At 66.3% G+C, this 13,181-nt stretch carries 14 protein-coding genes; 9 read left to right on the forward strand and 5 right to left on the reverse strand.

All coding sequences use genetic code 11. The features are described 5' to 3' along the window. Window positions 1–198 precede the first annotated feature (198 nt). The 8 genes from LSI54_RS04315 (at window position 199) to LSI54_RS04350 (ending at window position 5,401) form a co-directional block, all read left to right on the forward strand. Window positions 199–966: a DUF2382 domain-containing protein gene (locus tag LSI54_RS04315; protein ID WP_241477833.1), complete on the forward strand. Its 768-nt coding sequence runs from the start codon at window positions 199–201 to the stop codon at window positions 964–966. Window positions 967–1,250: 284 nt separating this feature from the next. Then, a complete protein-coding gene (locus LSI54_RS04320) occupies window positions 1,251–1,604 on the forward strand; it encodes a phage holin family protein (RefSeq protein WP_241477834.1) in 354 nt (117 codons plus the stop codon). Next, window positions 1,540–1,719 carry a DUF4235 domain-containing protein gene (locus LSI54_RS04325; protein ID WP_342357725.1) on the forward strand — a complete coding sequence of 60 codons (180 nt, stop codon included), beginning with the start codon at window positions 1,540–1,542 and terminating at the stop codon, window positions 1,717–1,719. The genes LSI54_RS04320 and LSI54_RS04325 overlap by 65 nt, the downstream gene beginning before the upstream one ends. Before the next feature lie 63 nt (window positions 1,720–1,782). Next, complete coding sequence (locus LSI54_RS04330; RefSeq protein ID WP_241477835.1) at window positions 1,783–2,886, forward strand: YihY/virulence factor BrkB family protein; 1,104 nt, start codon at window positions 1,783–1,785, stop codon at window positions 2,884–2,886. Window positions 2,887–3,113: 227 nt separating this feature from the next. Next, complete coding sequence (locus tag LSI54_RS04335; protein WP_241477836.1) at window positions 3,114–3,905, forward strand: hypothetical protein; 792 nt, start codon at window positions 3,114–3,116, stop codon at window positions 3,903–3,905. 101 nt (window positions 3,906–4,006) lie between these two features. Beyond that, window positions 4,007–4,366, forward strand: a complete 360-nt coding sequence (locus tag LSI54_RS04340) for a phage holin family protein (RefSeq protein ID WP_241465352.1) — start codon at window positions 4,007–4,009, stop codon at window positions 4,364–4,366. Then, window positions 4,363–4,941 (forward strand): DUF3618 domain-containing protein, encoded by a 579-nt coding sequence (locus LSI54_RS04345; RefSeq protein WP_241476041.1) that lies wholly within the window; start codon window positions 4,363–4,365, stop codon window positions 4,939–4,941. The genes LSI54_RS04340 and LSI54_RS04345 overlap by 4 nt, the downstream gene beginning before the upstream one ends. Before the next feature lie 187 nt (window positions 4,942–5,128). Next, window positions 5,129–5,401: a hypothetical protein gene (locus LSI54_RS04350; RefSeq protein WP_241477837.1), complete on the forward strand. Its 273-nt coding sequence runs from the start codon at window positions 5,129–5,131 to the stop codon at window positions 5,399–5,401. Here the strand turns inward: LSI54_RS04350 and LSI54_RS04355 are convergent. The 4 genes from LSI54_RS04355 to LSI54_RS04370 form a co-directional block, all read right to left on the reverse strand. Beyond that, the gene (locus LSI54_RS04355) at window positions 5,395–6,165 is read right to left on the reverse strand and encodes an iron ABC transporter ATP-binding protein (RefSeq protein ID WP_241477838.1); all 771 of its coding nucleotides are present in this window, start codon (window positions 6,163–6,165) and stop codon (window positions 5,395–5,397) included. The two genes, LSI54_RS04350 and LSI54_RS04355, sit on opposite strands and share 7 nt — an antisense overlap. Beyond that, complete coding sequence (locus tag LSI54_RS04360; protein ID WP_241477839.1) at window positions 6,162–7,253, reverse strand: iron chelate uptake ABC transporter family permease subunit; 1,092 nt, start codon at window positions 7,251–7,253, stop codon at window positions 6,162–6,164. The genes LSI54_RS04355 and LSI54_RS04360 overlap by 4 nt, the downstream gene beginning before the upstream one ends. After that, entirely contained in the window at window positions 7,250–8,299 is a 1,050-nt protein-coding gene (locus tag LSI54_RS04365; protein ID WP_241477840.1) for an ABC transporter permease, read from the reverse strand. The genes LSI54_RS04360 and LSI54_RS04365 overlap by 4 nt, the downstream gene beginning before the upstream one ends. A gap of 180 nt (window positions 8,300–8,479) precedes the next feature. Beyond that, entirely contained in the window at window positions 8,480–9,571 is a 1,092-nt protein-coding gene (locus LSI54_RS04370) for a siderophore ABC transporter substrate-binding protein (RefSeq protein WP_241477841.1), read from the reverse strand. A gap of 311 nt (window positions 9,572–9,882) precedes the next feature. Here LSI54_RS04370 and LSI54_RS04375 point away from each other — a divergent pair, with 311 nt between their 5' ends. After that, window positions 9,883–11,172: a THUMP-like domain-containing protein gene (locus LSI54_RS04375; protein ID WP_241465358.1), complete on the forward strand. Its 1,290-nt coding sequence runs from the start codon at window positions 9,883–9,885 to the stop codon at window positions 11,170–11,172. A gap of 4 nt (window positions 11,173–11,176) precedes the next feature. Here the strand turns inward: LSI54_RS04375 and LSI54_RS04380 are convergent, their stop codons facing one another. Then, window positions 11,177–13,045 (reverse strand): glycoside hydrolase family 3 N-terminal domain-containing protein, encoded by a 1,869-nt coding sequence (locus LSI54_RS04380; RefSeq protein ID WP_241477842.1) that lies wholly within the window; start codon window positions 13,043–13,045, stop codon window positions 11,177–11,179. Between the last annotated feature and the right edge of the window lie 136 nt (window positions 13,046–13,181).

Consider the following 13,181-nt stretch of genomic DNA (forward strand, 5'->3'; position numbering starts at 1 on the left):
GCGACGACGGGTGCTTGCCTGCTACGAACGCTTCGGTCGGAGCCGGGAGCACCCTCTAGCACCTGCAGGCACGGTTGCCGCGATGACATAGACGGTGCAGTTGATTCCAGCAATTATTTAACTCGAATCAATTGGCATATAAATGTTCGTTTCAATAATCTTGACCCCCGAAGCTCGGGGGCATGGGAAGGCGAGTGAATGACCATGGTCAACAGCAACTTCGACATCGACTCGATCGAGAACGCAGATGTATATGACAGTGAGGGAGCCAAGGTCGGCTCCGTCGGTCAGGTCTACGTGGACAGTCAGACTCAAGAACCCGAGTTCGTCACCGTGAATATCGGCCTCTTCGGCGCCAAAGAGACCTTCATTCCCTTCGGCGCGACCGACTACTCCCCCGAAGGTCTCAGGGTGCCGTTCACCAAGGCCTACATCAAGGATGCCCCCAACATCGACGTCGACGGACACCTCAGTGTTGAAGAGGAGCAGCGCCTCTGGGACTACTACAGCCCTGATCGCGACACCGGACGCCAGGGAACAGACGCTGGCGGTCCCGGTCTTGACACCACTGCCGCAGATGCCGACAAGATGGTCGCTCATGAGGAGCGGCTGAAGGTCGGCACCGAGCAGCGCGAGGCAGGCCAGGTGCGCCTGCGCAAGCGGGTTCGCACCGAGAACCAGAGCATTGAAGTGCCCGTCCAGCGCGAAGAGCTCGTCGTCGAGCGGGAGACGGTCGACCCGAACTCTGCCGAGGCGCGCTCTGCAGGCACGATCGATGATGCGGGTCGCCAGGATGAGGTGGTGACGCTGCGCGAGGAGCGCCCCGTGGTCGACAAGGAGACCGTGGCCACGGAGAAGGTCAATGTCGGCAAACGCACCGTCCAGGACACCGAAACCGTCTCCGGCGAGGTCCGCAAGGAAGAGATCGACGTTGAAGGCGACGCTGAGCCCGGTGCGAAGCGGTGAGTGACATCTCTGCAGCCTGCGCATTCAGGGTCTGACGTCGAGCACCTACCGGGGGCGGGTCTGAGAGTGGGATCCGACCCCTGGTAGGTGCCATCAAGAACAGGCCCCGGGTGCCCGGAGGGCACTCTCGCAAGATGCAGGATCTCCTGCTGATCGGGAAATCCGTGATGGCCGGTTCTTGGGCCCGATCCATCTACCGGTCCTGCGGCACGGGGCAGCTTGACCTTCGAATGCCAGCAGCAACTACTGGTTGCACGTCGTTTCACATGTAGAGGGCACACATCATGAGTCACCCCGCTAAGCCGCCCGAACCTGCAGTTCCAGAGTTGCTGACCCGCCTCTCAGAACAGACCTCACGATTGGTCCGCGACGAGGTGCGACTCGCCCAGGCGGAGCTGACCGCGAAGGCTAAACAGGGCGGTATCGGTGCTGGGTTCCTCAGCGTCGGAGGCATCCTGGCGTGGTTCGGCGTCGGTGTTCTGATCACCACACCCGCTGAACACGAGAATTCTCAGGGGCCCCGCCGACTACAGGCACGAAGAACCCTTCCGCTGCTCAGTCGGCGCGAGCTCGGTGAGACTGTCGGGGCTCTCGCCGCGACCGCAGCCCTCCTCCCAGCCATCCGGGCTCGTCGGTGAGGTGCTTCTCGCGGCTGCTGTACACGGAGCGTTCTTCGCCTTTGTCGATGCCCTCGTAGATCGCGGTGGACCTCGGGCGTTTCAGCGGCTCACCGGAGAGTGGCCAGGCGACTAGACCCAGACCGTCACCGTTTCCAGGAGCTCGTGCTCCCTACACACCCGGAGAAAGGCACGTTTCATGTCTCACAGCTCCCGCGACGATACCCAGAGTGATCCGGCGGACGCTCCTCACCCGGAAGACGATCGCAAGCCTGACTCTCCTGCTGAGATCACCAAACCCACGTGGAAGTACATCCTCAGGACCACGATCCGCGAATTCTCCGCGGACGGTTGCACCGATCTGGCCGCCGGCCTCACCTACCGCACTGTTCTTTCCATCTTCCCGGCACTGATCGCCGTGGTCTCGGTGCTGAGTCTCTTCGGGCAGGGCGGAGGAACCGTCACCGCGGTCCTCGATCAGGCGGAGGGCATTGTTCCCTCCGACACGTGGGGCACCGTCCGACCTGCCTTGGAGTCTGTCCTGACAGCCCCTGCTCCGGGGCTGGGGCTCATCCTCGGATTGCTGGCCGCGCTGTGGTCGGCCTCCAGCTACGTGAAGGCCTTCGGCCGGGCGATGAACATCATCCACGAGGTTCCTGAAGGTCGTGGTGGGATCAAGCTCAATGTGCAGATGTACCTCCTGACAGCGCTGATCCTGGTCCTGGGAGCGGTTGCCCTGATGATCCTCATCTTGTCGGGACCGGTCGCAGAAGCCGTGGGAAGCGCGATCGGGCTTGGCTCAACCGCGATCACGGTGTGGAGCATCGCCCAATGGTTCGTCCTGGCGTTCGTCGTCGTGTTCGTCGTTGCTCTGCTCTACTATGCGACTCCCAACGTGCATCAACCGAAGTTCCGCTGGGTCAGCGTCGGTGCCGTCATCGCCATCGTGGTCGCAGTACTGGCCTCTGTGGGCTTCTTCTTCTATGTGTCCAACTTCGGCAACTACAACGCCACCTATGGGGCGCTGGCCGGGGTCATCATCTTGTTGCTGTGGATATACATCGTCAACGCGATCCTGCTCTTCGGTGCGGAGGTTGATAGCGAAGTCGAGCGCGGCCGTGAGCTGCAGGCTGGAATGCCTGCAGAGGAGAACCTCCAGCTGCCAGCCCGAGACACCAAGGCCAGCGATAAGAAGGCGAAGAAGCATCAGGAGGATGTCCAGCGCGCACGTAATCTGCGCAGGTCTGCAGGCCGCAGCCAAGACGAACCAGCAGTCGGACCGGATGAAGCTGTCCGGCGCTGAGATGTCGGGCGTCGCCCGTCCAGTTGATCTCCAGACTCTCTTTTCAACCTCGGTTCGCCGCGAATTCGAGGACACGACGAAAGGTAATCATGTCAAACCCACACAGCACCCCTCATAGCAATCTCGGCGGAGAGGACGCGTCACGAGCCCATACGCTCCCGACGCCTCCGTCGACCTCACCCGGCAGGGAAACGGGTTCTGCAACGAACGATCTCCCACTTGGGACCATGCCGATCTCCGGGCAGCCACAGCACTCGGGGCGTCCCGGCTCCGGGTCTGGTTCCACGTCCGATTCCACGTCCGATTCTGCGTCCGATTCTGCGTCTCAGACCCAGAAGAAGTCGGATCAGGCCAAGGGCGCAGCCCAAGATGTCGCCGGCGACGCCAAGGACGCCGGACGAGCAGTCAAGGACACCGCGGCCCAGGAAGCCGCCGGAGTCAAGGACGACGCCGTCCGCGAGGCCAAGCGCCTCGGCGGCGAGGCGGGCACGATGCTGGAGTCCCAGGCGTCTGAGCAGCTGGACCGCGCAGCGGGCACGGTGCGCACCTTCAGCGACGACGTCGCGCGCATCGCTCGCGGTGAGAAGCCCGAACCAGGTGTCGCGAACGACCTCCTGGACCAGCTGAGCTCCCGGGCCGAGGCCACGGCGACCTGGCTTGAGGACCATGACCCCAGGGAGGTCCTCCACGAGGTCCAGAGCTTCGCGCGGCGTCGTCCGGTTGCCTTCCTTGCCATCGCAGCCGGTGTCGGCTTCGCCGCCGGCCGGCTGACCCGAGGACTCAAGCAGCACCACGCCGATGACGCAGGCGCCGTCGCAACCGGGCCTGCTGCCGGTGATGCCGACTCCGGCACTGCCCCGGCCGGACCAGGGACGGCCCGGTCAGGATCCGGCTCACCGGCAGCTCCGGTGTCCGGACACCAGAGCGCTGGTGCCCCGGCCTATGAGACCGGTCCCGCCAGTCCCACCCCGGGTTACACCGGCGGCACCGATCCCTACGCCGGCGGTGCTGGCCGATGAGCAGCCATGCCCGTCGCCCCATGGACCCAGAACCCACATCTGGGACAGGATCCACGCCTGGGTTGGAGCGCAGAGCGGAAGAGGAATCCCTGGGTTCGCTCATGTCCAACGTCAGCAGTGACCTCTCTACCCTGATCCGGCAGGAGATCGCCCTCGCCAAGGCCGAACTGAGCGAGACCGCGAAGAACGCAGGAAAGGGGGCCGGCATGCTCGGCGGCGCCGGAGTCGCCGGCCACTTTGTGCTGCTCTTCCTCTCCGTCGCCCTCTGGGCCGCCCTGGGTGCCACCGCGATCGGCAGCGCCTGGTCTGCGGTCATCGTCGCTGCGATCTGGGCGATCATCGCCGCCGTGCTGGCGGTGCTCGGCAAGAAGAACTTCGATCAGGCCGAAGGAGCGCCGCAGACCGCGGAGACCCTGAAGGAAATCCCTGATGCTCTCACCCCTTCCAAGGAGACCCGATGACACAGCAGAGCCCCGATGAGATCCGCGCCGATATCGAGCGGACCCGCAACAGCCTCTCCCTAGACGTTGACGCCGTCGCCGACAAGGTTTCCCCGTCGAAGGTGGCCCAGCGCCAGACCGAGAAGATTCGCAGCACCGTTGGAGGTTGGAAGGACAGTGTGATGGGGTCAGCCGATGATGCCTCTTCGGAGGTCTCTGAGAATGCACATAGTGCCGCCGCGAGCGCCCAGCGGGCACCCCAGGAGCTCAAGCGCAAGACCCGGGGCAACCCGCTCGCGGCGGGTCTGATCGCTCTGGGGGCGGGCTGGTTGGCAGCGTCCATCCTTCCGGCCTCTGAGCCGGAGAAGAAGACAGCGGCGAAGCTTGAGGATCAGGCTCAGCCGCTGGTGGATGACGCGAAGCGCCAGGCGCAGTCGATGGCCGAGGAGCTCAAGGAGCCCGCCCTGGAATCGGCGCAGCGGGTTCAGGACTCCGCCACGCACAGCGCTCAGAACGTGAAGTCTGAAGTTCAGGACCAGAAGGACACGGTCGCTGACTCCGCGAAGTCCTCGGCTGAGGACGTCCGGGGCAGCTGACACTTGGTGCACCAGGGCGGGCCTGCGGTATCGACGTTGGACCCGCCCTGGTCATCGATGGCTCGCGAAGGTGGTTTCAGTCATCGCCCTCTACACCCCTGGCGTTGCTCTTCGGGCGCGCGTTGACCTACTTCCGGGGGCATTCCACACCGACTGCACCGCAGCCGTGAGCACGGTGTCGTTCGCAGTGACCCTCGACGCATCGAACACCACCGACTTACCGGGGATGATGGGGGCCGAGGTCGGCGGTGAAGGACAGATCGCCATAGAGCCCATCCGCGACCATCGCCTCGAGACCACTCACCAACTAGAGCTGCTCGGTCTGCAGGTCATTGATGCCTCTCCTTCCCGAGCGTTCTCGTTCTTCACGTCCGCGAGCGCGAGCGCGAAGAACGAGGCCTCCATAGGGTTGATCCGCGACCGCCCAGGAGTGAACTCGATCACCACGAGCTCTCAGTAGTACACCGCCAGCGGCCCGCGCGGACCCTCGATCACGGTGACCTCGGTGTCGAAGACCCTGCTCAGCACCGCATCCTGCATGATCTGCTCCGGGGTTCCGTGCTCGACCACCACGCCGTTCTTCATGGCCAGGATCTTGTCCGAGTAGCGGGCGGCGAAGTTGATGTCGTGCAGCACGATGACGATGGTGCGGCCCAGCTCGTCGGCGGCGCGGCGCAGCTGCTGCATCATCTGCACCGCATGCTGCATGTCGAGGTTGTTCATCGGCTCATCGAGCAGCACGTAGTCGGTGTCCTGCGCCAGCACCATCGCCACATAGGCGCGCTGGCGCTGACCACCGGAGAGCTGGTCGAGGTACCGCCCCTCCAGTGCGGTCAGGTCCAGGAAGTCGATGGCCTCAGAGATGTGCCGCTCGTCGTCCTGGGTGAGCCGGCCCTGCGAGTGCGGGTACCGGCCGAAGCCCACCAGTTGGCGCACCGTGAGCCGGGTGACGAAGTGGTTCTCCTGGCGCAGGATGGAGAGGATCTTGGCGATGCTCCTCGACGGCGAGTTCACGACGTCGTGCCCAGCCACCTCGATCCGTCCGGAATCCACATCGAGCAGCCGCCCGATCATGGTCAGGATCGTGGACTTTCCGGCGCCGTTGGGGCCCACCAGCGCGGTGATCCCGCCGGCGGGGATGTCCACGCTGACCGGGCCGATGGCGACGGTGTCGCCGGCCCCTGCTGCGCCGTAGTTCTTGGTGACCTCGGTCAGGCTGATCACAGGCGACCCTTTCGCATCAGGACTATCAGGAAGACGACTCCGCCGATGAGCTCGATGATCAGGGTCACCGCGCCCTGGGCGTAGAAGATGTTGCGCATGATGAAGTACGCCCCGGCCAGGACGGTGTAGCCGATCAGCATGGCCATCGGGAACAGCATCCGGTGGGAGTAGGTGTCGGCGAACTGATACGCAAGGGTGGCGACCAGGAAGCCCAGGAAGGTCATCGGGCCGACCAGCGAGGTGCTCATTGCCATCAGCACCGAGACCAGTGTCAAGATGATCATCACCTCCCGCCTGTGGTTGACCCCGAGGTTGTCTGCGGTGCTGCGTCCCAGGGCGACCACATCGAGCCGTCGCGCCCGCCACCACAGCGCGCCCGCGGCTGCCAGCGCGATCGGGATCGCATAGGGCAGGTATTCGGCGCGAGCGTTGCCGATGTTGCCGAAGAGTCGGGCGGTGAGCACATCGAACTCGCTCGGGGTGAGCACTCGCTGCATGAAGGTCGACAGCGAGCCGAGTCCGCCGCCGATCACCACGCCCACCAGCAGCATGATGTGGATGTTGGAGAACCTCCCGCTCAGCAGCCAGGAGTAGAGGATCGTGGCGAAGAGCACCATCGCAGCGGCCTGCATCAGGAACTGCGGCAGTCCGGTGACCAGGGTGATCCCGGCGATGCCGAAGAAGAACACCGCGCCGGTCTGGATCGCCACATACAGCGATTCGAATCCCATGATCGAGGGGGTGATGATCCGGTTGTTGGTCGCCGTCTGGAACGCCACCGTGGCCATCGCCTGGCAGAAGACGACGACGCCGATGACCAGCACGGTCTCCACGCGCATTCCCGCGATCAGCCAGTATCCGTCAGAGCCGAAGGGCATCGGGTTGTCGTAGCTGAGGATCCCGGCGGTGAAGAACACCGAGAGCCCGCCAAGCAGCGCCATGACGCCCCAGCAGCGCAGGCCGTGGCGTCGGGTGGTGATCGCCCCGGTGCGTCGGCGTCGCGGTGCGGGGGTGGTGCCGGCGGAGGTCGTGGCGGTTCCGGCGGAGACCCGTGGGGTGCGCCGCTCGCGATCAAGCTGCGCGGTCATGTGAGGAGCCCACCTTTCCTTCGCTGCCGCAGGAGCAGGCCGACGAACACCACGGCCCCGACCAGCCCCAGCACCAGACCCACCGGGATCTCGAAGGGCGCTCGGATGGTGCGGCCGATCAGGTCGCAGACGGTCACGGTCGCGATCCCGAGCAGCGCGACCCATGGCAGGTTGCTGCGCAGGTCATCGCCGCGGAAGAGCGAGACGATGTTGGGCACCACGAGCCCCAGGAAAGGCAGCGTGCCCACCACGGTGGCGGTGACCCCGGTGGCCACCGCGACCATGGCGGTGCCCATGAACAGCACGGCGGTGTAGTTCAGGCCCACGTTGGTGGCCATGTCCTTGCCGAGTCCGGCTACGGTGAACTGGTCGGCGGTGATGAAGACCAGGATGGTCACCACCAGCACCAGGAACATCAGCTCATAGCGCCCTTCGACCACGCGGGTGAAGGATCCGGCGAACCAGATGCCTAGGGTCTGCAGATGGTCGGTCATCAGCGCGATGTAGGTGGTGAAGGAGCTGACCACGGCGCCCAGCATGATGCCGATGATCGGCACGATCAGCGAGGACTTCAGGGTCACCCGCTGCAGGAACAGGAAGAAGATGACGGTGCCGATGAAGGCCATCGTCACGGCGCCGCCCGTCCGGGCCAGCATCGAGGCGCCGGGGAAGAGCCAGAGCACCAGGATCAGTCCAAGCCCCGCCCATTCGGTGGTGCCGGTGGTGGTGGGCTCCACGAAGCGGTTCTGGGTGAGCAGCTGCATGATCAGTCCACACATGGCCATCGAGGCGCCCGCCAGGACCAGCGCTATGGTGCGCGGGACGCGGGTGATGCCGAACATCCAGAACCCGTCCTCCGAGAAGACGTCGTACTGCCCGGTGGTCAGCGAGAGCAGCAGCAGCCCCAGGGTGATCAGGATCCCGATCACCAGCGCCGGGGTGAAGAGGCGCTGCCTGCGGGTCCCGCGCGCCTCCGGAGACTCCGGCGGGGTCTCCGGAGGCGCGTGTCCGTCGCGGCTCAGCGCCGCGGGAGGGGTTTCAGGCATGGGAGGCTTTCCAGGAGCAGAAGCATAACTATGCAAGTCCTTGCATTGTCTGTCACGTTTGATTCGGAATAGCGAATACTGGCATGGCGCTATTAAGGACGGTCCCACACAGGTTGTCCAGGCCTGCGTGGGACCGTCGGGCGACCATCATTCACCGACTGGCAAGAAAGTGAACTGCGGTCATTCCGCGGCCTCGAGTGCGTCTGCGAAGTCGCGGAAGAATTCGGTGTAGGCCTGGATGTCTTCGGTGAGGTAGAAGTTCTCCGGCAGGTACACGATCTGACCGTTCTCCACCGCGGAGACGTCGGCCAGCGCGGCCGACTCCTCGACGATCTCTGCAGCGGGGCTGTACTCCTCGCCCTCCTCCTGGGTGATCCGGGCATCGCGGTCCAGCACGAGCAGCCAGTCTGGATTCGCGGTGGCGATCGCCTCCACCGAGATGTCATCGCCGTGGGACTCGTTCTCACCCTCCTGCTCCAGTGCGGGAGTGAGGTCGAACGTGTCGAAGACCGGCCCGATGGCGCGGCCATCAGGACCTGGGGCGACATAGCTCATGTCACCGCCGGAGGTGAGCAGCCCCATCACGGTGGACTCGCCGTCGTAGGCGTCCTGGACCCGGGCCATCTCGGCCTGAAGCTCCTCGACGAGCTCCGCGGCGACATCCCTTTTTCCGAAGACCTCGCCGAGTGATTCGGTCTTGCGGATGAGCTCTTCGACCAGGTCAGCGTCTGGCTGGGGCTCGAACTCCAGGACGGTGGCCTCCGGCGCCAGTCCACGGAGGTCGTCGTAGTAGTCCTGGAAGCGCTGCCCGTTGATGATCAGATCGGGCTCTGCCGCGACCACGTTCTCCAGATCGGGCTCGCGGTGATTGCCCAGGTCCAGGATGGACTCATCCTCGGCGTAGGCGTGGGTCTGGGCATCCATCAGGCTGCGCGCAGCGGCGGTGGGCTCGACCCCGAAAGCTTCCAAGGTCCGATAGGACCTGTTGTCGGTGACGACGACGCTCTGCGGATCGGTGGAGACCTCGTGCGTGCCGTGGTCATCTTCGATGGTGATCGTCGCCGCGCCTGCGCCTTCAGCTTCAGCCTCGGCGGCCTCGGTCTCACCCTCCTCCGCTTCGGCGGCTTCCGGCCCGCCTGCTTCCGCCTGGGCGGCTTCCGGCTCCTCGGCCTCGGCCTGCGACCCGCAGGCACTCAGGGCGAGCAGCGCGATGACGCCGATGGAGAGCGTGCCCAGGATCCTGGATCGATGCGCCCGAGAGGCGCTGCGCACAGGCCCCTCGTGGGAGACATTCTCGCACCCAGGGCACTGAGACGCGATGTCCTCGGATGTGAATTCTTCAATGGGCATGGCCCTACCTTTCACGATGCAGAGTGCCGGAGTGAACCAGCGGAGTGACGTGGCGACTTAGTGTCGCCTAAGCTAAATAAAAGCTACAGACTTAACTAATTAAGCGCAAACGGCGCCTCGCATATGACAGCAGAAGCGATTCGCGCAGCATGTCGTGACGTATTGGCGTCAGGCGGGCTGGAGTGCATCTCTGAAGCCCGGGACTGTTCCTGGCGACCGGTACCGTAGGAGCGATGTCCTCCCACGCTGCTGATCCGCTCGCCCCAGTTCTCACTCCCCAGGGGTGGGAGCTGCTGAACTCCTTGCCGCCCTATGACGAGGACGCGGCGTTCGGACTGAACATGCGGCTGCGCGAAGCCGGCCACCCGCCGGACCTGGTCGCGGCGGCCCTGACACAGTCACGTCTGCGCGCGGCTGCGCGGAAGAAGTTCGGTGACTTCGCCGAGCGGATGCTCTTCACCCACGAGGGACTGCAGCAGTCCACGCGGCTGCCGGTGGCGGCGCGCCATGCCCAGCGCTTCCGCACCGCGAACCTTGACCGGGTGATAGATCTCGGCTGCGGCCTGGGCGGTGATGCGCTGGCTGCGGCGTCGCTGGGATTGGCGGTGACGGCCGTGGAGGCCGATGAGAGCATCGCGGCAGCGGCGACCATGAACCTGCATCCCTTTCCGGAGGCGGCGGTCCAGCATGGCACCGCGGAGGCTTTCGCCGAGACCTTCGGCCTGCTTCACGCCGGTGCTCCCCCCGGCTGGGGTCTGTGGCTGGATCCCGCCCGCCGAGACCCGCATGCAGCCCAGGACGCCGCATCGACCGGGCCCGCCCGGCTCTGGGATCCTGAGTCTTTCTCCCCGCCGCTGAGCTTCGTGACCGCTCTGGCGCGCACCGGCACCCCGATGGGGGTCAAGCTCGGCCCGGGACTGCCGCATGAGCTGATCCCGTCCGACTGCGAGGCCGAATGGGTCTCCGTGGACGGGGACCTCGTGGAGGTGGTGCTCTGGTTCAACGCACTGGCCCGGCCCGGAGTGCGCCGGACTGCGACGCTGCTGCACAGCGGGACCGCCGCACCCGTGGAGCTGAACAGTCCGGCTGACTTCGGCGCCGGCGTCGAACTCGGACCAGCCGGGCGGACCGGGCTCGCCGGGGTGCTGCATGAACCGGACCCTGCGGTGATCCGGTCCGGCCTGGTCGCCGAGCTTGCCGACTCCCTGGACGGTCACATGCTCGACGAGCACATCGCCTATTTCTGCACGGATGCACCCGTGACGGACCCGTCCCACCGGCTCTCCCGGCAGTTCCGGGTGCTCGAGGTCGAGGCCTTCAACGTCAAGGCGCTCAAGTCCTGGGCGGCTGGCGCCGGGGTGACCAGCCTGGAGATCAAGAAGCGTGGGGTCGACATCGTCCCGGAACAGCTGCGCCAGCAGGTCCTGCCGAAGAAGCGGCCCAAGGGGCGCAAGCATCACGCCACGGTGGTGGTCACCCGGCTGGGCGAGGACCGGGTCTTTGCGGTGGTGGAACCGCTGTGAGCACTCAGCAGGCGGAGTGCCCGCGCGGCAGCTCCCCGACCTCCACCGGCAGCGTTCCAGGCGCCTGTGCTCCGGCGAGCACCGCGGCGAGCGCCAGGAAGGATTCCTGGGTGCGGCCGTAGAGCGCGATCTGGGTCGCGGCATCGGCTCCGGCCAGCACCTCGGGGCGATCCAGGGCCACCGCGACGTCTCCGCCAGCGGCACTGGACTCGCCCACCAGGTTCACCACGGTTCCGGTGCCCACGCTGAGGCCGGCAGCCTCGGCGGCCTGCGTCAGCCGGGAGCGGTCCTGGTCGCTGCCGCCGACGATGGTGATGCCGGACGAGCCCAGATCGGCCTCGCACTCTCCGGCCACCAGGGTCACCGCGGATTCGCTCAGCTGCACCGCGGTCTCTGCGGCGCTGCCGGACTCCGCTTCCTCGGCAGGACTGCCTGCTGTCCCGTCCGCTTCGGCCTGGTCCGGATCCGTCTCATCGCCTGCTGCCTCTTCGCTGCGCAGCTCCTCGGGCAGCTGCGCCCCGGGCCCGGCGGCAAGGTCTCCGGCGGCCAGCTCGGCCTGCCAGAGCTGCAGCGCGGCGACGCGTTCGGACGCCTCCTCGAGGCGGGACCGGTCAAGCTCACCTGACTCCACGGCCGCGACGAGGCCGATGTGGGCGCCGCGGACATCGGCTGGCATCAGCAGCAGGTCCGCGCCCGCCTCCAGGGCGGTCACCGCGGCCTGATCGCCGCCGTAGCCCTGGACGATGGCGCCCATGTTCAGCGCATCGGTGACCACCACGCCGTCGTGGCCGAGTTCGCGCAGCTCTGCGTAGGCGGCGGCCGAGAGTGAGGAGGGAACGCCTGCTTCCAGGGCAGGCACCTCGATGTGGCCCATCATGATCATCGGGACACCAGCTTCGGCGGCCTCAGCGAAGGGTGCCCAGTCGCGGGTGCGCAGCTCCTCCAGGCTGGCGCTCTGCACCGGCAGCGTCTGGTGTGAATCTTCGGTGACCGAACCGTGTCCGGGGAAGTGTTTGACCGAGCCCGCCAGCCCGCCGTCGGCGAGGCCGCGGATGCTCTCCATGGTCAGTGCGGCGACCGACGCGGCGTCAGAGCCGAAGGACCGTGAGCCGATGGTCGGATCCGAGGCCCCCACGGTGACGTCTCCGTTGGGGGCGAAGCTGGTGGTGAACCCCAGCTCGGCCAGCTCCGTGGCGAGCAGGCGGTGACCGGAGCGGGCGAGCGGGTCGTCGTCCTGCTCGTCGTGCTGCCCGCGTGCCTCCGGGTCGTCCTGCTCGGACGCGCCCAGCCCTGAAGCGGCCGCGCCGTAGGCCATCGGCGTGGGCCATTCGGTCAGCGGTGCGCCGACCCGGGTGACGAGACCACCCTCCTGGTCCACGCTGATCATCGGGGGCACCTCACGCTCGCCGCCGGCGTCACGCAGGGTGCTCAGCTCCTCGGCCAGCTCCTCGGTGTCGACACCCCCGTCCGAGGCGGGAACGTTGGCGCCCATGATGATGGCGCCACCCAGGTGCAGCTCTTCGATCAGGTCCGCCATCGCGGAGGCATCGGTGGTCGCGTATTCCCCGACCAGCACGGACCCGGCCAGCTCGGCGAGCGAATATTCGGTCACGATCTCGGCGGCGCGCTCCTGGTGCGGCTGCCCGGGTCCTGCGAGCGCGGCCTCCTGGGCCTGCTCGGCGTCGGCGCGGCGCTGTTCCTCCGCGGCTGCGGCGGCCTCCTCGGCGCTCTGCTCGCTCGGCGAGGCCCCATCCGTCGACTCACCCTCGGGGGCATCGGGATCGCCCGCCCCGGCGCAGGAGCTGAGGAGCAGACAAGACAGCAGCGCCACAGCCAGAAGCGGGCGACGACGCGAGGAACCGGCAGAAGACATGTCAGTCAGGATATCCGCGCAGCCTGGACAGCCGCGTCCGACCCCGCGGGTCACCACCCAGGTGGGTCCGACGCCTGAGCGAACGTCGGGCCGGGCATCCGGGATCGGCCGGTCGGGGCAGTATTCTGTGTGGTGA

The sequence above is a fragment of the Nesterenkonia sp. AY15 genome, assembly GCF_022565855.1.
GTDB lineage: Bacteria > Actinomycetota > Actinomycetes > Actinomycetales > Micrococcaceae > Nesterenkonia.